We start from the raw sequence: 20,143 nt of genomic DNA, 5'->3' as shown, positions 1-20,143 counted from the left end.
GGCGCCGATGACGCCCGCGGACGTGAGCGACGCCGCCCGGCTCGTCGCCTTCGGCCTGCAGCCCAAGCTGCTCCCGGCCCGCGACCAGGAGTACGCCGAACTCGTCCGCCGGCACCGCGAAGACCCGCGCTTCGCGGCCCTGTGCGACGCCGTCGCCGCCGGTCTCGGCCTCGTCGTGCTCGAAGTGTCGCCGCGGGCCGGCATGGCGGTGACCGCCGCCGAGGACTCGGTGTTCGCGGTCCGGATGAGCGACTACGCACGCCGCGCGTCGACCGAGTCCGCCGACCGGTTCCTGCACGGTCTCGCCCACCTCGCCATAGCGGCCCTGGCGTTCCCGCGCCCCGAAGACCTCGCCGAGGACACCTACGTCGGCCGGCTCAGCGTGCACGGCGTCGACGCGTTCGTCCGCCAAGCCTGCCGCCGCCTCGAACAACGCGCCGAAGAAGCCGGTTCGAACGCGGACCCGGCCGTCGACCAGCCCGGCCTCGAAGCCGCCTGGCGCGTGTACGCACGCCGCAGCGCGACCGGCGCCACCAAAGACGCCCGCCGCCTCTCCGCATCCACGATCGGCATCGTCGGCAAAGCCGTCGCCTTCCTCGTGGACTCCGGATTCCTGCAGCGCGTCTCCGACGAATCCGGCGGCACCTACCGCACCACCGCCCGCTACCAGCTCCAAGTCCGCGACATGGCGGGCAGCGCCGCCATGAGCGAACTCCTCGAACTCGGCATCGTCCCCGTGTCGGACGGCTCCCCGACACTGGTACCGCCCACCGACGGCGAACCCGAACTCGCCCCCGGCGCCGGACTCCCGTTCCACGGCGTCTGACCCGCACCGGCAACGGGCCCCACCACCCCGCCCCACCACCCAGCCCCACCGCCGAGCCCCGCCGCACTCCCCGACGACGACCCGCCAACCAGCCGAGAGAAGACCGATGTACGAGCTGTCCCGCGTCCGCCTGTTCTCCATCGGGCCCGCGGGTGCGCGCTACGCCGACACCGTGCTCGACCTGCGCGGCGTCGGCGAGCCGGTGCCCGAACCGGCACCGCGCCAAGCCCAGCTGTTCGAAGGCGAACAGATCGGCCCGCCGCGCCGCCCGGCACCCGCGGGCGTGCTGTTCCTGGAGAACGGCGGCGGCAAATCCGTGCTGCTCAAACTGATCTTCTCCGTCATGCTGCCCGGCCACCGCAACACCCTCGGCGGCGCCAGCTCCGGCGTGCTCCGCAAATTCCTCCTCGCGGACGACTGCGGGCACGTCGCTCTCGAATGGCAGCACACCCGCACGGGTGAACTCGTCGTCGTCGGCAAAGTCAGCGAGTGGCGCGGCCGCCAGGTGTCCTCGGACCCGCGCAAGTTCGCCGAGGCGTGGTACTCGTTCCGCCCCGGCCCCGGCCTCACCCTCGACGACCTGCCGGTCGTGTCGTCCGGCCGCCGCCGCACCATGCGCGGCTTCCGCGACGCCCTCGCCGAAACGGCCAAGCTCTACCCGGACGTCGACGTCGTCTGGGAGGAAATCCACGAACGCTGGAACGACCACCTCACCCAACTCGGCCTCGACCCCGAACTCTTCCGCTACCAGCGGGAAATGAACGCCGACGAAGGCGAGGCCGCGGGCCTGTTCGCGGTCAAGAACGACGCCGACTTCGTCGACCTCCTGCTCCGCGCCGTCACCGACACCGCGGACACCGACGGCCTCGCCGACCTCGTCGACGGCTTCGCCGCCAAACTCTCCCAGCGCGCCGAACTCATGGCCGAACGCGACTTCGTCGAAGGCGCCACCGGCCTCCTCCACCAGCTCGCCGACGCCGCCGACCGCCGCGGCCGCTACCGCGCCGCCCACCACGCCGCCGAACAGGACGCCCGCACCCTCGGCCGCGCCCTCGCCCACCGCGCCGAACGCGAACGCGGCCGGGCCGCCGACCTGTCCGACCAGGTCGCCGCGGCCGCCGAAGCCGTCGACGCGGCACAGCGCTCCCGCGCCCATACCGCCCTCATCACCGCCGAGATCACCCACCGGCACGCGGGCATGCGCCTGTCCGCCGCGGAACGCGACGCCGCCGCCCTCAAACGCGAACTCACCGACGCCCGCGGCCTGCACGCCGCCTGGCTCGGCACCGAAGCGGCCCTGCGGCACCGCGCCGCGACCGACCGCGCCGAACGCGTCGCCACCGCCATCCAGGCCGCCGAACGCGATGCCGCCCCCGCCCTCGCCGCCCGCCAAGCCGCCGCCGGAGCACTGGTCCGCGCCCTCAACGCCGCCGCCGGCGTCGCCGAGGAACGCGCCGACGAGGAAGAACAGCGCGCCGCCGACCTCCAGGAACGCGGCGAAGCCGCACAGCGCGCCGCCACCGTCGCCGCCACCGAATCGCAGCGCACCCGCAGCGAAGCCGTCCACTTGCGCGCCCGCCTCGCCGAGGTCGGCAGCGAACTCGGCCAGGCCGTCGACGCCGGCTGGATCGCCGAGGACGACGACCCGGCCGAAGCCGCCGAACGCGCCGCAGCCGAAGAGAAAGCCGCCTCCGCGGCATGGGCGGAAGCCCGCACCGGCGTCGAACAAGCCGCGAACGCCGTCCGCGACGCGGAAGCCGAGAGCGGCCGCGCCCAGCTCGCCGCGGCCCGCGCGGCAGACCGGCTGGCCGCCGCCGAACACGACCTGTCGGGCGTCCGGGCCACCGCCCGCGAACTCCTCGACGAACCGCGGGTAGGGGAACTCCTGGGACTGGAAGGCCAGGCAGCCGCCGACGCCGACCCGGCCGGCCCCGCCGCCGTCCTCGACCGGGCCGCCGAAATCCTCGCCGGACTCCTCGGCGACGCAGTCGCCGACGGCGAACGAGCCCTGTTCCAGCTGCGCACCGACGCCGCCGAAGACACCCGCATCCTCGCCGCACTCGGCGACGGCGGACTCCTGCCGCCCAGCCCCGACGTCCTCGCCACCGTCGAATTCCTCGGCGAACACGGCATCCCCGCCCTGCCCGGCTGGCGCTACCTCGCCCAATCCGTCCCCGCGGAACGCCACGCCGCCGTCCTCGACGCCCACCCCGACCTCGTCGACGGCGTCATCGTCACCGCCCCCACCGAAATGCAGCGCGCCCGCGAAGCCCTCGCCGAAGCCGCACTCCTGCCCCGCTCCGCCGTCGCCGTCGGCACCCCCGACGCCCTGCTCACGGCACGCAACGAAACCGGCGGCGGCGACGCGGTGTTCCTCGTCCCGCCGAACCCCGCCATGCACGACGAACGCGCCGCGGACACCGAACGCCAAGCCCTGCGCCGCCGCGCGACCGACCGCGACGACGCCATCCGCGCCCGAGCCGCCCGCCTCGACGGCGACCGCACCCTCGCCGGACGCCTCGCCGCCTGGCGAACCGCCTGTCCGGAAGGCCGCGTCGCCGAACTCGTCGCCGCCGTCCGCGCCGCCACCGAAGCCCTCGTCGACGCCCGCGCCGCCGGAACCGCCGCCCAAGCCGCCGCGGACACCGCCGAAACCGCCCGCGCCCGCGCCACCGAACAGCGCGACCGGCGCATGGACGCCGCCCAACTCGCCCGCCGCCGCGCCGACACCCTCGCCGGCCTCGCCTTCCGACTCCGCGAACGCGCCGGCTGGACCCGGCGCATCCGCGAACTCGACCAGGAGACCGGCGAACACGAACGCGCCGCCGAAGCCAGCCTCACCCTCGCCCGCGCCGCCGACCAGGACCGCCGCCACGCCCAGCGCGCCGCCGACGACGCCCGCCGCACCGCCCGCGCCCTGCTCGAAGAACGCGCCGACATCAGCGGCGCACCGGACGAAGCCGAAACGGCCGACGGCACACCGCCGGCCGCCCTGCCGGCGCTGCGCGAGGCTTACCGGACCGCGTCGGTGCTGTACGACAAGGTCGGCGTCGGCGCCGACCTGCGCGCCGAACAGGCCCGCGCGGAAAGTGAACAAGCCGCCGCACAAGCCGCACTGGACCGGCTGTCGGCCCGGGTCCGGCGGCACGCCGCGGAACTGCTGGAAGGTCCGGACGGCGCGGACGGCCCGTCCCGACTGGCCGCGGCCGGCCGCGCCGAGGAACACGTCCGCACACTCGAAGGCCGCGCCGACGCCGCCAACGAACTCCTCGGCCGCCTGCGCGGCGAGGTCGAACGGCACGCCCCCGGCGACGGCCGCGACGCGCACGTCGAACTCCCCGAGGACCGCATCCCGCGCGACCCGGCCCACGCCCGGGAACTCCTGCGCGAAGCCGCCGCCGAACACGCCGCCTGCACCGACCAGGTGGAAACCGCGCGCGACGCCCACACCCGTCTGGTCCGGGCCCTGACCGACGCGGAGACCTCGGCGTCCAGCTTCGCCGAAGTGTCCGTGTCCCTCACCGACACGCTGCCCGCCGAAGCACACACGTCCGACGAAGACGAGACACCGGCGTTCGAGGGCACCACGGCGGAAGCCCGCGACGCGGCCACATCCTGCCGACGGGCACTGCGCACCGCCGCCGGCGAACTGTCCGCAGCCGAAGGCCAGGTGCGGGAGCGAGCCGAAGCGGTCGTCCGGCATGCGGGTGCGGCCAAGTTCGAACAGGTCCGGATGCCGGCGCGGCAGCAGATCCGCGAACTGCCGCTGTCCGCCCTGCCCGAACACGCGCTCGCCTGGGCGGCGGCGTTCGAACCGCGGCTGCGTGTCCTCACCGACGAACTCGCCCAGATCGAACGCAATCGCGACAGCATCGTCGACCGGCTCCGCGGCATGGTGGAAGCGTCGCTGACCACCCTGCGGGCAGCCCAGCGGCTGTCGCGGCTGCCGGAAGAACTGGGCGAGTGGTCGGGGCAGGAATTCCTGCGGATCCGCTTCGACGACCCGGACGCGGCCCACTTGTCCGAACGCCTGGGCGAGGTCGTCGACGAAGCCACCCGCGCGGCCCGGAAGGCCGGCCCGGCAGTGCGGCGCGACGGCATGACGCTGCTCCTGCGGAGCGTGCATGCGGGCCTGGAACCGCGAGGCGTGCAGGTCGAGATCCTCAAGCCGGACTCCGTGCTGCGCGCCGAGCGTGTCCCGGTGGGGCAGATGGGCGACGTGTTCTCCGGCGGCCAGCTGCTGACCGCGGCCATCGCCTTGTACTGCACGATGGCGGCGCTGCGGTCGAACGACCGCGGACGCGCCCGGCACCGGCATGCGGGGACGTTGTTCCTGGACAACCCGATCGGGCGAGCGAACGCGTCGTACCTGCTGGAGCTGCAGCGGGCGGTCGCGGACGCGCTCGGCGTGCAGCTGATCTACACGACGGGCCTGTTCGACACGACGGCGCTGGCGGAGTTCCCGCTGGTCGTGCGGCTGCGGAACGATGCGGACCTGCGGGCCGGGTTGAAGTACATCTCGGTGGAGGAGCACCTGCGGCCGGGGTTGCCGCAGCCCGACCCGGAGATTCCGGAGGGGCTGGGGCAGATCCACGCGACGCGGGTGTTCCGGCAGCCGGCTGCGGCTGTGGTCGCGGTGGGCGAGGCGGAGACGGAGACGGATGCGCCGATGCTGCGGGATGCGCCGGGGGTCAGTGTCCCGTAGCGGACGCTGCTTCGGGGTTGGCTATTGGGCTGCGCCGGCGACGGGGGTGAGTCGGCGGGGCGGTTCGGGAGAGGACGCGGCACGGCCGGTGCTCTTGCTGGTGCTGGTGCTGGTGCTGGTGCTGGAGCGGTTGCGTAGGGCGTCGTTGCCGGCGGCGCGGACTGCGGCTGTGGCGGCGCCGAGGTGCAGGAGCGCGGCGGCGAGGGCGAGCTCGGGCGCCGTGAGGTGCCCGAAATCGCCGTTGGCGCGGTCGGCGAGCTGAGCGGCGGCCGCGCCGAGGGGGATCAGGAGAGCGGCGATCAGCGTGAGTTCGTGTGGTGTGGTGGCTTTCGCGCGTGCCAAGCGGAGGGGCACGCAGCCGGCGAGGGCGATGGCGGCCGCGGCGTAGAGCCCGGTCATCGCCACGGCGTCGGGGCCCCGAGGCATCCACACCGCGATCGCGCCGGGGACGGCGGCCAGCAGCCAGACCCGGGAGAGCGCCCGCACGCAGGGGTCGTCGATCCGCCGCAGACGCGCGGGGAAGACCGCGGCGATGCCGAGGGTGGCGAGCAGGTTGACGAGGAGCACCATGGCCCACGCTCCGGAATTGAACGTGTTCAAAAGTCGCTGACGGGGTTGATTTGAACATGTTCAAATGGCGGGGGTCAAGGTGGGGGCAGGGCGGGCGCCCCAGACGGCAACTGCCGGGCAGCCTCAGGCTGCCCGGCAGTTGCCGTCCCGTACGTTGCTTCGCGTGCGTCAGTGCCTCGCGTCGGCGCGGTCCTTCTCCAGGATGAAGCGGTCGACCGGGGTCAGGTCGGCGTAGGCGCCGTCGAAGGTGTAGTAGGTCACCTTGATGCGCGTGCGGCCCGAGCGCTTGTCGCCCGGGTCGACCTCGAACGCGGCGAAACCGTGCTTGTGGACGCGGTCTTGGACCGACGCCCACGGGGCGTCCTCGAGGACCTTCACCGAGTCCTTGTGTCCTGGCAGGATCGGGCTCGGCTTGTCGCTGAGGGCGACGACGACCTGGCCCTGGGGGCGTTCGAAAAGGGTGTTCTCCGAGGTGGCGAAGTTGCCGCCGCCGCCGATGATCATGTGGACGGTGCCGAGGCCGGTGTCGATCACGTCCTGCTTGGTGGAGACCGGCGTCGGAGTGCGGGTCTCGTTGGGGAGACGGCCGCGGACCGGGTGGGAACGCTCGTAGTGGTGCTCGTGGCCGCTCACCACCAGGTCGACGCCGTACTGGTCGAACAGCGGGCCCCACGCCTCGCGCACGCCGAGGTCGCTGCCGCCGCCCTTGTTGCTGGAGATGAACGGCTGGTGCATGCAGACGACGATCCAGTCGATGTCGCGGTCCGCACGGGCCGTCTTCAACTCGCGTTCCAGCCAGCGGCGTTGTGCGCCGCCGGAGTAGCCGCGGATGTAGGAGTCGCCGCCGTCCTCGTAGGTCACGTCGCAGTTGGCGAGGCTGATGATACGCACCGAACCTGCGGTGAACGCGTACCAGAGGCCCTTGAGCTCGTCGTCCGCGCCGGCATCCGGCGTGGTGAAGTACGCCTGGTAGGCCGCCGCGCCGACCGGGCCGTTGTTCTTCTCGTTCTCGTGGTTGCCGACGCACGGCATCCACGGCCGGAAACGCGCCGACCGGCTGTTGCTGATGAACCAGTCCGCCCACGTCTGCACACGGTTGGCGCCGCCGAAGATCGCGCCGATCGACGCGTAGCAGAGGTCGCCGTTGACCAGGTTGAACAGCGGGTTGACGCGCTCGATCGCGGCGACGATGTCGGCGGAGGCCTGCGTGCCGACCGCGTCGGCGGTGTACATCGGGTACGGGCCGTTCGGGGACGGCGTGCCCGGCGGGAGCTTGACCTCCTTGCGGAGGTTCGGGGTGCCCTGGTCGCCGAAGCTGGTGAACGTGAACGGCTGACGGCCGCGCGGCGCGGTCTCGAACACGCCGCTTTCCGGTGTCGAGCCCTGGTGGCTCGCGAAGTAGACGTACCGCGTGCCCGGCTGAAGCTTCGTCAGACGGGCGTGGTGGACGAAGACCTCGATGTTGTTGAGGCCGTCGCGGTAGTGCCGCGTCTCCGCCTCCACGCTGCGGCCGAGTCCGGCCTCCGCGGTGCCGTACTGCACATGAGGCTTCGCCACCGGTTGGAGGGTCAGCCAGGACACCACCACCTCGCGCGACGCGTCCGCGCCGAACTGGAGGTGGAGGCCCGTGACGCTGGGTGCGCCGAGGGCGCCCGGCTTGTCCCACAGCAGCGCGGAGCCGGGCGTCCCCGCCGGGTCGTCGGCCGCGGCGGCCGGAGTGGCCGCCGCGCCCCCGACGACGAGTGCGGCGCTCGCGGCGCCGCCTCCGGTGAGTACGGACCTGCGCGATATCGCCATGGAACCCCTCTTCTCGTCGGTGCCTGCCCCCCGCCGCGAGGACCGTATTGAGCTGGACGCAAGAAAACAAGGTTCAACATTGCGTCCAGTGAGAGTTTCCCGAGGTGTTGCCGGGATGTCCGGAAAACGTCGTCAGGCTGTCGGATCGGCGTCGTGTTCCGGGTCGGACAACGGCGCGTAGACCGGGTCTTCACGGTCGCGGCGGCCGGTGAGCATGCCGTCCGGGACCGGCCACTGGCCGGCCGCGTCGTCGATGCGGACCCATTCGGTGGTCGCCACGCGCTTGGCGATGCGCCATGCGCCGTCGCGCCGGGCGAAGTCGTCGATGTAGCGGAAACCGGTGGTCAGGTTGCCGCGAGGGTCGCCGCCTTCGCTGCGGTGGTAGGCGATGCCGTACGTCTCGGCGCGGGCGAGCTCCGGGCCGGCGAACTCGACGAGGTGGTTCGCGACGACGTGCATGGTCATCGTGTAGCGGGGCAGCAGGCGGCCGATCCAGGCGAGGAAGGCGTCGACGTCGCCGGTGAAGCTGCCGTGTTCGTCGGTGGCGTCGGGGTGGTAGCAGGCCCGGACGGTGTCGAGATCCAGCCGGTCGACGCCGCGGCAGTAGCGGAGGACGACGTCGTGGATCTCCTGGCGGGCGAGGAGGTGGTGGAGGGGGTCGGGGGTGGTGTGGTCGGGTTTGGTGCTCATCGCGGGATTCTGGCGGTGGGGGGATGTATACGCCAGGGGCCTTTGGGGGTCGGCGTCGCGCGGGCGAGTGTTGTGGGTGGTTGGGCGGTGGGTGGATGGGTTTTCCACAGGGTGGGCTTTTCGGGTTGGACGGGGTGTTACCGGGCTGAAGAGACCGGATTCAACTGGTGGATGCAACACCGGCTTGTTGGAGTGACAGTAGATGCTCGTTGAAGGCCTCGGCTGGGGTTTTCCAACCCAGCGTCTTGCGTGGTCTGGTGTTCAGGGTGTGTGCGACGGCTTCGATCTCCTCGGCTGACCACCGGGACAGGTCGGTGCCCTTGGGGAAGTACTGACGCAGCAGGCCGTTGGTGTTCTCGTTGGTGCCGCGTTGCCAGGGCGACTGTGGGTCGGCGAAGAAGACCGGGATTCCGGTCTCCACTGTGAACTTCGCGTGGGCCGACATCTCCTTGCCGCGGTCCCAGGTCACCGAGCGCGCCAACTGCGCCGGCAGCGTCGACATCGTGTCGGCCAGCGCGTTCTTCATCGTGGTCGCGCCGTAACCCGCCAGCGCCGGACCGTTCTTCGGCGTCGCCTTGTGCCGGTAGCCCTCCTCACGGGGCAGGTGCACCAGCATCGTGAACCGCGTGGTGCGCTCGACGACCGTGCCGACGGCCGAGCGCTCCAACCCGATCAGCAGATCCCCTTCCCAATGGCCGGGAACAGCACGGTCCTCGGCTTCGGCGGGACGTTCGCTGATCAGGGTCTCGGGCGTGACGTGCGCCCAGGCCCTGCGCCGGGAGCGCTCCCGGGGGGCGCGCAGTGCCCGTCCCGTGCGGAGGCACCAGACCAGTTCGCGCTTGAGCGCGCCGCGGCCTTCGATGTAGAGCGACTGGTAGATCGCCTCGTGGCTGATCCGCATGGACTCATCTTCGGGGAAGTCGAGCCTGATCCGGTTGACTATCTGCTCCGGGCTCCAACCCCGCACCCAGGCCCTGTCCTTGCGGTGCGGCTTGTTGTTGCCGGTCCACCGCGGCGGTGGCGGGCCCGCCACCGCAGTGCCGTCGGGCCTGACGATCTGCCCGGACAGCCGCTCTTGGACGTACTCGCGCAGCCGGGGATCAGCGGCCGGTTTCGCGGCCTTCGGACGCTGTGCGGCGAGGTCGGCCTTCCACTGGGCGACCGACGCACGGTACTCGGGCTTCCCACCGCGGGTGGCGGCATTGCGACGCAGTTCACGGGAGACCGTCCCGGGGTCGCGGCCGATCGCGCGGCCGATCTCCCTGACCCCCTTGCCCTGAGCCTTCAGCAGCGCGATCTCCTCGCGTTCAGCGAAGGAAAGGTAGCGGCCTGACCGCTGCTGTTTGAGGTCGAAGGGCGGCATGCCGCCAGCGTTGCGGAACCACCGCTGCCCGACCGGCTGCGACACACCGACCGCGGCTGCTGCCTCCGGGGGCAACAACCCCTTCGCGATCTCCGCCCAGAACGCGGCCTCGACCTCGCGCTGGAACTTGGGATGACCAGGCGACCTCATCGCCGGGCGAATCGCCCGGTCTGCCATTTGCTGGCGACGAACCACCGAACGCCCCCGCTACGACGAGGTGTTGCGACAACCGATTGAATCCGCCGAGACTGCGTGGGTCGGAGTGATCCGGCGGCGGCGGAGGCGGGGGAGGGGCCCTGACGCGACGTCTCCCAGTGACAGCGGGAGAGGGAGGGCCCCGAAGTGCGGCGGAAGCAAAGTGGTGAGGCTGCGGTGGGGCGTGTAGCCCAGCCGACGCCGAACCGGGGTAGCGTCGAAGCGACGATCACTCACCGGGCGAGACGGGGCGGAGCGATGCCGGACGGCGACACCACCATGACCGTGCGCGAGTACGCCGGCGAGATCCGCGAGCTGGGTTCGCGGTGGCTCGACGGCGTGTTGTCGGATCCGGCGGTGGCGTCCGCCGGCGGGAACGCGGTGTGTTCGCCCGCGGGGCTGTGGCTCGCGCTGGCGGCGGTCGCGTGCGGCGCGGAGGGCGAGACGGCGGACGAACTCGCCGACCTGCTCGGCGTCGCGGGCCCGGAAGCGGCGCCCGCGGTGTCCGCGGCGGCGGCGGAGTTGGGCGCGACCGACGCGCTCGCCGTGGCCACCGGACTCTGGAGTGCGACCCCGCTGCGCGACGCCTTCCGCGCGTCGCTTCCCGGAATCGGCTTCGGCCCGTTGGCGGGTCGCGCGGCGATCGACGCGTGGGTGGCCGACGCCACCGGCGGACTGATCACGCAGCTGCCGGTGGACGTGGCACCGACCGTCCGGCTGCTCCTCGCCAACGTGCTGGCGCTCAAAGCGCGGTGGGGGACTCCGTTCGATCCCGACTTCACTCGTCCGCGTGACTTCACACCAGCTTCGGGAACGCCCGCGCCGGTACCGATGATGCACCGCACGTTGGCTGCCGCCGACGCGTGGACGATCGGTGCGCACCTCGGGCCGGTCCATGTCGTGGAACTCGCCTGCGCCGGGGAGCGTCCCGCGCTCATACGATTCGCGCTCGGCCCCGAAGGCGCGCCGCCCGCGCCGGTGATGTCCGCCGCCTGGGCGCCGCGCCGCGCGGGCACGCCGCTCGAGTACGACGAAGTCGCCCTGGCGCTGCCCCGGTTCGCACTGCGTACGACGCTGGACGTCGCCGCGCACCTGCCCGCGCTCGGTGTCCACGCCGCGCTCGACGCGCACGCTGCCGACTTCGCGGCGCTGGCCGACGAGCCGCTGTGCATCGAGGACGTGGTGCAGGAATCACTCGTCAAGGTGGACGAGGAGGGCGTCGAAGCCGCGGCCGTGACGTCGGTGACGATGGTGCGGATGAGCTTCTCGCCCACGAGGAAGCGGATTCTGGACCTGGCATTCGACCGCCCGTTCGCCTGCGCGGTGATGGACGCGTCCGGGACGGTGCCGTTGTTCGCCGCGTACCAGGCGGCGGTGCCAGGGGCCTGACGTGGCGGCGCGCGCCGTCATGACGTCGGGGAAGTGCGTCGTACGGGCGGTCGAGCGTCGTCCGGGGCAGTCGCGGCGGCGCACACGCTGGGCGAACGGACGATTCGCCGAGCGCCGAGCGCCGAGCGCCGAGCGCCGAGCGCCGAGCGCCGAGCGCCGAGCGCCGAGCGGAGAAGCGGCCGGGCGGGCGACCGACCTCGCGGGTGGCCGGGTGGCTGGGTGGCCGGGTGGCCGGGTGGCCGGGCCGTTCGGCCACGCGCCTCAAGCCTTTGCGGGTGGCGGGCTGGGCGCGTAGACGCGTGGCATGGTGGGCGGATTGTTCGGCCGGAAATGTCCGGCCCGGCCAACCTGCCCCTCGGCTAGGGTCGCGCGCATGCCTGACGCCTTTGCCGACCGTACCCCGGTCGCTCCCGCCGACGTCGACCACGCCGTCGCCCTTGCCGTAGCCGTGTTCCAGTCGGCCCCGACCGACGCCGATTGGGACTCCGCCGCCGGACCCCTCACCTGGACCTGCTGGGAAACCGTCGAACACCTCATCGACGATCTGGTGTTCTACGCCGCGGCGATCTCCGCGCCGCGCCCCTGGACGCAGCACTACCCGCCCTTCGCGTGGACCCAGCCGCGCACCGAAGGCCCGTCGAACTCCCTGTGGGCCGACCGCGAAAGCGGCCTTGCGGGGTTGTGCCACCTCGTCGAGGTCAGCGGCGGCATGCTGTCCGCGGTCGTCGCGGTCAAGGGCCCGGACGTGCGCGGGTTCCACAGCTACGGAGTTTCCGACCCGGAAGGCTTCGCCGCGATGGGCGTCATCGAGACGCTCGTACACGTGGACGATGTCGCGCGCGGTCTCGGACTCGCGTTCGAACCCCCGGCCGACCTGTGCGCCCGGGTCCGCGACCGGCTGTTCCCGGCCGTGCCGAAGGACACCGACCCATGGCGGACCCTGCTGTGGGCCACCGGCCGCGCCGACCTGGCCGGCCGCGACCGCGTCGTCGGCAAGTGGAGGTGGGAGAGCCGGCCCGAGGCCGACCGGGGCTGATGGCTGTGGCGGGAGTCGCTATCCGGAAAGTAGCTTTGCGGATAGCGATTCTCGGAAACGTCAAACCGCTGTGGCCGCGCCGCCCTCAGCTCCACACCCGGCGCACCGCCGCCATCGCCGCCTCGGCGAACGCCGCCGGCCCCGCCGCCGCCAGCTCCGGGTTGATCACCTCGACGCTCACCACCCCGTCGAACCCGGTCGCCTCCACCGCCCCGCGGAACGCCGCCAGATCGAAGACCCCGTCCCCGGGCATCACGCGACCGGTCATGCACTCGGTGTACAGGTCGGCATCGGGCCCGAGCGCCCGCGGATGGTCGTCGAGCTGCACATAGCCGAACTCCGCGACCGGCAGCGCCCGGACGTCGTCCAGGCTGCCCGGCCCGTGGAAGACATGCCACGAGTCGACCAGCACGCCCGCCCGGTCCGTGCCCGCGTGCCGCACCAACGCCCGCGCGTCCGCAACCGTCGCCACCGGGCTGAACGGCAGGAACTCCACGGCCGCCTTCCCGCCCGCCGCCGCGATGATCTCCGCACAACCCGCGAACAGGTCGCGGCACCGGGCATCCGGCGCGATCGTCACCATGCCCAGCGCGAACGACGCGCCGAACGCCGCGATGGCTTCGGCGACTTGTCGTGCCCCGTCCAACGTCGACGCCTCGTCCTCCGCCACCACGAAGCCCAGCATCTCCGGACACGTCAGCCCGGCAGCGGCGACCTGCGCGGCGAGCTGCTCGTACGACGCGCCGGCCTCGCGGTACGCCGCCAGCGTGAACGCGTCCAGACTCAGCGCCTCGAAACCGGCCGCGCGCACACCGTCCAGCAGCTCCGCGAAGTCGACCGGCTTCGGTGCCCCCGCGAACGGCGAGAACGTGAAGGTGTTGAGGCAAAACGTCGGCACGTCGCGCACTCCCGTCGCGGCGGCCCCCGGCGAGTCCGAGGGCGGGCGCCCGACGCTACCCCAGAAACAGGCAATTTTCGACACCCCAGTTCGACTAATCGAACAACCAGCAGTGGGGCGCTGAAGGCGTGACGCGCTGGAGGAGGGAACCACCGTGGGCGGGGGACGTCAGAGGAGGAAGCACGGTGGGAAGCGGACGGGTAACGCCGGAGACACCTCACGATGTCAATGCGTCGAGTCGTCCTGCACGAGGCCGGCATTGACGGCGCGCTTCCAGAGCCTGTGGCGCCATTCGTTGTCGTCGGGTGCGGGCTTGGTGGTCAGGACCGGGTTCGGGCCGGTCTCGATGAGATGGAGCAGGGGCCAGGCGACGCCGTAGCAGTCATCGGGGCCGAAGCAGTTTGCCAGGGCCAGGGCTTCCGCGCGGGTGACGGGCTTGGCGATGGAGTCGAGCCGGCTGCAGCGGCGGTCGATCTCGTCCTCGCTCGCGTCCCAATCGGGCAGCGGGCCGTCGGCGACGAAGGCCTGGACTTCGGTTCTCATGCCCGGATGATCAACCAGCGACGACGGCGTGGACAAGGTCCCAGCCCGACCGCGCTGACGAAATCCGCCTCAGTGATGGAACCCGCCCGCCGCCGGTCCCGCCATCGGATGAGGCTGCTCCTTGAGCCGTTCGCACAGTCTGCGCAGGTCCTCCAGCAGCACATCCGCAAGATCGTGGCTGAACCCGTTCCGCACCACCACCCGCATCACCTCCAAGTCCGTCCGCTCCGCCGGGAACGTGTACGCCGGCAGCAGCCAGCCCCGCTCCCGCAGCCCGCGCGCCACGTCGAACACGTTGAACCGCGTCTCCTCGGCCCGCACCTTGAAAGCGAACACCGGCAGCTCGTCGCCCTTGGTCAGCAGCTCGAACGGCCCCTGCTCGGCAATGTGCGCCGACAGATACGTCGCCACATTCCGGCAGTTCTGCTGCACCCGCCGGTAGCCCTCCCGCCCCAGTCTCAGGAAGTTGTAGTACTGCGCGATGACTTGCGCCCCCGGCCGGGAGAAGTTCAGGGCGAAGGTCGGCATCTCGCCGCCGAGGTAGTTGACCCGGAACACCAGCTCCTTCGGCAGCGCCTCGTCGTCGCGCCACACCACCCAGCCGACGCCGGGGTAGACGAGCCCGTACTTGTGCCCCGACGTGTTGATCGACGCGACCCGCGGCAGGCGGAAGTCCCACACCAGGTCCGGGTCGAGGAACGGCGCGATCATCGCCCCCGACGCGCCGTCGACGTGCACCGGGACGTCCGGCCCGCCGCCGGCGTGCAGTGTGTCCAGCGCGGCGCAGATCTCCTCGACCGGCTCGTACGACCCGTCGAACGTGGACCCGAGGATCGCCACCACGCCGATGGTGTTCTCGTCGCACAGCGCCACGGCTTCCGGCGCGCCGAGGTGGAAGCGGTCGCCCTGCATCGGCACATACCGCGGCTCGACCTCGAAGTAGTTGGCGAACTTCTCCCAGCACACCTGGACGTTGACGCCCATCACGAGGTTGGGCTTGTCGTACGGCAGCCCCGCCGCCTTGCGCCGCTGCTGCCACCGCCGCTTCAGCGCCAGTCCGGCGAGCATGCACGCCTCGCTGGACCCGGTCGTCGAACACCCCATCGCGCGTTCGGCGTCCGGTGCGCTCCACAGGTCGGCGAGGATCGACACGCACCGCAGCTCCATGATCGCGGTCTGCGGGTACTCGTCCTTGTCGATCATGTTCTTGTCGCGGCACTCGGCCATCAGCGCGCCGGCCTGCGGCTCCATGTACGTGGTGACGAACGTCGCCATGTTGAGCCGTGCGTTGCCGTCGAGCATCAGCTCGTCGTGCACGATCTGGAAGGCGGTGTCCGGCTCGATCTCGCCTTCCGGCATCTGGTGGCGCGGAATCTGGATGTCGTCGCGCGTGTAGAGCGGGTTGACCGGAACATCGCGGTCCGGACCCGTCGGGCCGCCGGGGTGCTTGAGTGCCAACGCATGCCTCCGCAGTCGTCGTGCCGCCGAACCGGGCCGGAATCTCCCCGGAACCCACCCGGAACCCACCCGGAATCCGTTCGGAATCCGCCCGGAAGTCCGAACATATGCCGCAAAACCGGTCGTCATCGAGACGACATGCCGACCGGTCCGCCGATCACATCCGCGCTCCGCTGTGGTACTTGTGGGTCGGCCGAACGAGCGACGCCCAGGGAGTGCGCATGACCGCCCACCGGTACGGCATCACCGTCCCGCTCAACGCACCCCTTGCCGAGCATCCGAGGCTGATCGCCGAACTGGCCGCGGCCGGATACACCGACATCTGGTCCGCGGAGATCGACGGCTTCGACGGGTTCACCCCGCTCACCGTCGCCGCGCTCGCCGACCCCGATGTGCGGCTCGGCACCGCGATCGTGTCCCCCTACACCCGCGGCCCGGCGACGCTCGCGATGAGCGCCGCGGCCCTCGCCGACCTCGCGCCCGGGCGTTTCCACCTCGGCATCGGCTCGGCGTCGCAGCTGATCGTCGAGTCGTGGAACGACGCCGAGTTCGACCGCCCGTACCAGCGGGTCCGGGACACGGTGCGCTTCCTGCGCGCCGCGTTCACCGGCGAGAAGGTCACCGAGAAGTACGAGACGTTCCAGGTCCGCGGCTTCCGTCTCACCCGGCCGCCGCAGACCCCGCCGAAGATCCTGGTCGCCGCGCTGCGTTCCGGCATGCTGCGGCTGGCCGGGCGGGAAGGCGACGGGGCGATCGTCAACTGGCTGTCCGCGGAGGACGTCCGCCAGGTCGCGCCGTACGTCCACGAGGGCGGTCCGGACAAGGAGATCGTCGCGCGGATCTTCGTCTGCCCGATCGACGACCCGGTGCTCGTGCGGGCGATCGGGCGGCGGATGATCACGTCGTACCTCAACGTGCCGGTGTACGCCGAGTTCCACCGCTGGCTGGGCCGCGGCGAGCTGCTGCAGCCGATGTGGGACGCGTGGGCGGCGGGCGACCGCAAACGCGCCCTCGAACTCGTCCCGGACGCACTCGTCGACGACCTGGTCGTGCACGGCAGCCCGGAGGTGTGCCGTGCCAAGATCCAGGCCTACGTGGACGCGGGCGTGACCGTCCCGGTCCTGGCCGTCATCGACCCCCGCCCGGACGCGGGCCCGCTGGACGCGGCCTTGACACTGGCCCCCTGAGGGAGCACGGGAAGGCCGTCAGGCGCGCGCAACCCCGGCAGGCCGGGCGATTCCTGCGCGCGTTGCGGCCCCCGTACCTGCTCGGACGACCCCCGCGGTCCGAACGGCACGACCAGCACGCTGCCTTCGCCACCCGCACACTCCCGCAGCACCGCCACCGTCACCCGCCACCGCGGATGCCCCGGCCGCCGCTCCGGCCGCGTCGCCGCCCCGCACAGCCGCGACGAACACGCCGGCTCCGCCGGTCCGGTCGCAGCACCCGGCGCCTCGTCCACGACACCGCTCACCACTCGCGCCACTCGCCCTGCCCCATCCCTGCCCCGTCTCTTCCCCGGCCCCCGCCCCGACCGGCGCCGGACCGACCGGCCTCATGGCTCCCCCGATCCCGCCCCGGTCAGACAGGTGTGCGACCGCAGTTCCTCCAACCGGCCCACACCCTGCGCCACATGGCCCAACGACCGGACGCTGTAATGGTGATGCCCGCCGCCAAAACCGGCGCGTTCACGAAGGGGGAGTGAGCGGCATGCCCAGAACCGGCGCGACGACCGAGCACCCGACTCCGCACACCGATGGCCCGCCCGAGACCGATACCGCCGCAAGAGATGCCGCCGCAATCGCCGGGAGCCTCCCCGCGGCCGCGGTCGGCATGGCCTTCGCCACCGCCGTCCTCGCCGGCGCGCTCCGCCCGGTGGCCGGCAACAACGTGCTCTTTCTCCTCGCCATCGCCTGGCCGCTGATCGCCGTCGCCGGCGCACCCGTGCTCGGCGTACGGCCGCGCCGCGTGGGCGTCATCGCGTACGTGGCATTGCTCTTGGGCCCGGTCAGCGCAGTGGCTCCCGGACTCGCCCTGCCGTGGTTCCTGTGGCGACGCGACAGCGCCGCCGACAGCAGAGGAAACGGCGACGGCGACGGCAAAGGCAACGGCAACGGCGACCGGATCCGCATTTTCGACCGCGAGATCCCCGCCGGAGCCGTGTGGGCAGCCCCGGTCGGCGCCCTGCTGCTGGTCTTCGGCGCGTTGCGCGGATTTGCCGTCCCGGTGCATTGGGCGCTGGCTCCGGCCCTGGCCTACGTCGTCCAGCAGACGCCGCGCCCGCGCCCCACCGCGGCCTGGCCGATTGCCATCGCCGGACTCGCGGTGTCGCCATGGGGGTTGGCGCTGGCCGCGCTGGTGATCTACGTCCCGCTGCTCCTCGTCGGCGTGTGGTTCGTGGCGCGGCGGGTGTTCGCCGGATCGCTCGGATTGCGCAGCGTCCGCACCGCGGTCGCCGGCGCGGCCCTGTTCACCGTGCTCTGCGAGTGGACCGGCGGCAGCGCGCCCGTTCCGTAGGCAACGAGGGCTCCCTAGACGGCCGGGGGCGGTGCCACCGGCCGGGACGGGTCCGGGCGGAGGCGGAACCAGGCGGCGAACGCCAGGGAGCCGAGGAAGAAGACGCCGAAGATGACGCCGGTGCGGACCAGCATGGCCGTGGTGGTGCCGTCGACGACGCCCGCCGGGTCGGTCAGGACCAGGACGAACAGGAACGTCGCCGCGGCGTAGAGCGCCAGCCATGCGGTCTTGCTCCAGCTCCACAGCAGACCGCCGTCCAGGCCCCGCATCGGCAGTAGGCCGAAGACCAGGGCCACCACGCCGCCGACGAACGTCTGCGTCAGGACGTCCTCGCCGAAGACCAGCCAGAACCCGGGGTGGGCGGCGTCGCCCGCCGCCGCGTGCACGGGGATCCGTGCGACCCACGCCGTGCCGGCCAGCAGCGCGAGGAGCAGCGCGCCGATCCCGACCGCGCGTCCTTCCTGCGCCGGGGTCAGCGCCCGTGCTCCGAGGGCGGTGAACGCCAGGACCAGTCCGAAGACGTAACCCGGTGTCAGGTCCGCGAGCCGGGACACCACCGCGAGCAGCGCCGCGATGCCGAGCGCGCCCCACACCAGCGACGGCACCGACGGTATCCCGCTCACCCGGCGCCGGTATGCTTCCGCGCTCGCCGCGTACGTCAGCACGCCGAGCGGCACCGCGACCGCCATCGCCAGTCCGAGTGTCAGCGTCCCGCGGTCGAAGTCCAGCCCCGGGTCGGCGACGAGCGCGAACAGGGAGGACAGCAGGACGAAGGCGAGGACGTGGAGCTTGGGGAAGCGCGGGTGGCGGCGCGGCGCCCGGCCGCCCGGGCGGAAGAACCGGCGGATCCGTTGGCGCTGCTCCTCGATGGTGCGGTTCACGATCTCCGCGCCCGCCCCGACGACCGCGATCGCGATCGTCGAGCCGGCCGCGGCCGCGGCGACCGTGCCCGGGTGGTGGAACACGTCGGCGGGCTGCGGGAGTTGCGCGGCGGATGCGGAGCGTCCGGGGGCGAGTGGGGCGCCCTTGCTGTGCGGTGTGTCCGGTGCGGGGGCGGCGGCCGACGCGAGCGTGAGCGCGGCTTGTGCGGTGCCGTCGAAGTGGTCGATGGTGCAGGCCGCGGTGAGCGGGACGTTTCCGGTGGCGTCGGCGGGCAGGAGGAGGTCGGCGTCGAAGCTGCCGTCCGCCGCGACCTGGGTGCGGCCGATCTCGCGGGAGCCGAGGGCCAGGGCGATCTCGCCGGTGCGTCCCGCACCGGCATCGGCGCAGCCGGTGAAGTACTTGCCGGTGGCGTGGAACCGGCCGCCGGGTGCGGGGTTCCGCGGGGTGACGGCGAGTTCGGTGGGGGTGACGGTGAAGGTGGTCGTCAGCTCGCGGGTGTCGTGGCCGCTGACGCACGGCACCGTGATCTTGTGGGGGCCGCGCGTGCCGCTGACCGGGACCTGGAGCCGGATGGCCCGGTCGATGCCGTCGGTGCCGGTCGCGGTCGAGGGTGCGTCGTCCGGAAGGAGGTCCGTCTCGTCCCACGCCGCCCACATGCTGTTCCGCAGCGACGCCATGTCGTCGCCGCGCGGGCACGACGCCTTGATCCACACCACGAAAGTCGACCCGGGCAGTCCGGACGACGGCACCGCGGTCGCGGAGTTCGCGGGGAGGTTCGCGGGCGGTGCGATGGGTGCGCGGGACGGGCGTCCGGCCGCCTGGGACCGGCCGGTCATCTCCACCGGGACCACGACCGGGACGCCGGCGGAGGCTTTCCGGTCGGCGGCGTGGCACACGGCCTGGACCTGGTTGCTGTCCACCTCTTGTTCGGTGACCTTGTGGCGCAGGGTGAAGCTGTGGCCGTTGGCGTCGTTCATGGGGAGGCCGGCGGCGAGGAGGTACCGGTAGTCGCCCATGTTGCCGCCGTCGGGATGCCACAGCAGGAACACGTCGATGCTGCCGTCCGGGCAGCCGCGCATGCCGGTGCCGCGGATCTCCAACGTGGTGCCGACGTCGGCCTGTCGCGGTGAGACGGTGATCCGCGCCGCGGTGTCCAACGACGGCGGTGCCGTCGCCGCTCCGGCAGTCGACAACGCACCTGCCGCCGACAGCACGCTCACCGCCAGTACCCACCACCGCACGACAACCCCGCGCAGCACCAAAGCGACCCGCCC

Annotated in this window: 14 protein-coding genes; 6 read left to right on the top strand and 8 right to left on the bottom strand. The window is 72.3% G+C overall.

Annotated elements, in window-relative coordinates:
- Positions 1-7: 7 nt before the first annotated feature.
- Together ABEA93_RS28475 and ABEA93_RS28470 are read left to right on the top strand one after the other, a co-directional pair.
- On the top strand, positions 8-826 hold the full coding sequence (locus tag ABEA93_RS28475) for a hypothetical protein (protein WP_345678700.1): 819 nt from the start codon (positions 8-10) through the stop codon (positions 824-826).
- A gap of 106 nt (positions 827-932) precedes the next feature.
- Positions 933-5,531, top strand: a complete 4,599-nt coding sequence (locus ABEA93_RS28470) for a hypothetical protein (RefSeq protein WP_345678675.1) — start codon at positions 933-935, stop codon at positions 5,529-5,531.
- Positions 5,532-5,552: 21 nt separating this feature from the next.
- On the opposite strand, the gene ABEA93_RS28465 is transcribed toward ABEA93_RS28470, so the two are convergent.
- The 4 genes from ABEA93_RS28465 to ABEA93_RS28450 all read right to left on the bottom strand — a co-directional run bounded on the left by ABEA93_RS28465 (position 5,553) and on the right by ABEA93_RS28450 (position 10,128).
- Positions 5,553-6,101 carry a YndJ family transporter gene (locus ABEA93_RS28465; protein WP_345678674.1) on the bottom strand — a complete coding sequence of 183 codons (549 nt, stop codon included), beginning with the start codon at positions 6,099-6,101 and terminating at the stop codon, positions 5,553-5,555.
- Positions 6,102-6,269: 168 nt separating this feature from the next.
- Entirely contained in the window at positions 6,270-7,898 is a 1,629-nt protein-coding gene (locus tag ABEA93_RS28460; RefSeq protein ID WP_345678673.1) for a purple acid phosphatase family protein, read from the bottom strand.
- A 132-nt stretch (positions 7,899-8,030) separates the two neighbouring features.
- Entirely contained in the window at positions 8,031-8,588 is a 558-nt protein-coding gene (locus tag ABEA93_RS28455) for a nuclear transport factor 2 family protein (RefSeq protein WP_345678672.1), read from the bottom strand.
- Positions 8,589-8,748: 160 nt separating this feature from the next.
- On the bottom strand, positions 8,749-10,128 hold the full coding sequence (locus ABEA93_RS28450) for an IS30 family transposase (RefSeq protein ID WP_345678699.1): 1,380 nt from the start codon (positions 10,126-10,128) through the stop codon (positions 8,749-8,751).
- Positions 10,129-10,404: 276 nt separating this feature from the next.
- On the opposite strand from ABEA93_RS28450, the gene ABEA93_RS28445 reads away from it, so the two are divergent.
- On the top strand, positions 10,405-11,535 hold the full coding sequence (locus ABEA93_RS28445; RefSeq protein ID WP_345678671.1) for a serpin family protein: 1,131 nt from the start codon (positions 10,405-10,407) through the stop codon (positions 11,533-11,535).
- Between the two features lie 373 nt (positions 11,536-11,908).
- Complete coding sequence (locus ABEA93_RS28440) at positions 11,909-12,571, top strand: maleylpyruvate isomerase mycothiol-dependent enzyme family protein (RefSeq protein ID WP_345678670.1); 663 nt, start codon at positions 11,909-11,911, stop codon at positions 12,569-12,571.
- An 85-nt stretch (positions 12,572-12,656) separates the two neighbouring features.
- Here ABEA93_RS28440 and ABEA93_RS28435 read toward each other — a convergent pair whose 3' ends face one another.
- The 3 genes from ABEA93_RS28435 to gad all read right to left on the bottom strand — a co-directional run bounded on the left by ABEA93_RS28435 (position 12,657) and on the right by gad (position 15,470).
- A complete protein-coding gene (locus tag ABEA93_RS28435; protein WP_345678669.1) occupies positions 12,657-13,469 on the bottom strand; it encodes a sugar phosphate isomerase/epimerase family protein in 813 nt (270 codons plus the stop codon).
- A 225-nt stretch (positions 13,470-13,694) separates the two neighbouring features.
- Complete coding sequence (locus tag ABEA93_RS28430; protein ID WP_345678668.1) at positions 13,695-14,012, bottom strand: hypothetical protein; 318 nt, start codon at positions 14,010-14,012, stop codon at positions 13,695-13,697.
- A 69-nt stretch (positions 14,013-14,081) separates the two neighbouring features.
- A complete protein-coding gene (gene gad, locus ABEA93_RS28425) occupies positions 14,082-15,470 on the bottom strand; it encodes a glutamate decarboxylase (RefSeq protein ID WP_345678667.1) in 1,389 nt (462 codons plus the stop codon).
- Positions 15,471-15,691: 221 nt separating this feature from the next.
- Between gad and ABEA93_RS28420 the strand changes: the two genes are divergently transcribed.
- On the top strand, positions 15,692-16,657 hold the full coding sequence (locus ABEA93_RS28420) for an LLM class F420-dependent oxidoreductase (RefSeq protein ID WP_345678666.1): 966 nt from the start codon (positions 15,692-15,694) through the stop codon (positions 16,655-16,657).
- A 523-nt stretch (positions 16,658-17,180) separates the two neighbouring features.
- Complete coding sequence (locus tag ABEA93_RS28415) at positions 17,181-17,987, top strand: hypothetical protein (protein ID WP_345678665.1); 807 nt, start codon at positions 17,181-17,183, stop codon at positions 17,985-17,987.
- A 14-nt stretch (positions 17,988-18,001) separates the two neighbouring features.
- On the opposite strand, the gene ABEA93_RS28410 is transcribed toward ABEA93_RS28415, so the two are convergent.
- On the bottom strand, positions 18,002-20,110 hold the full coding sequence (locus ABEA93_RS28410; protein ID WP_345678664.1) for an FGLLP motif-containing membrane protein: 2,109 nt from the start codon (positions 20,108-20,110) through the stop codon (positions 18,002-18,004).
- Positions 20,111-20,143 lie beyond the last annotated feature (33 nt).

Origin of the sequence: Yinghuangia aomiensis, assembly GCF_039542225.1 — a bacterium.
Lineage (GTDB): Bacteria > Actinomycetota > Actinomycetes > Streptomycetales > Streptomycetaceae > Yinghuangia > Yinghuangia aomiensis.
The sequence above is the reverse complement of the archived record's forward strand: the minus strand, read 5'-3'. Positions and strand labels throughout refer to the sequence as shown.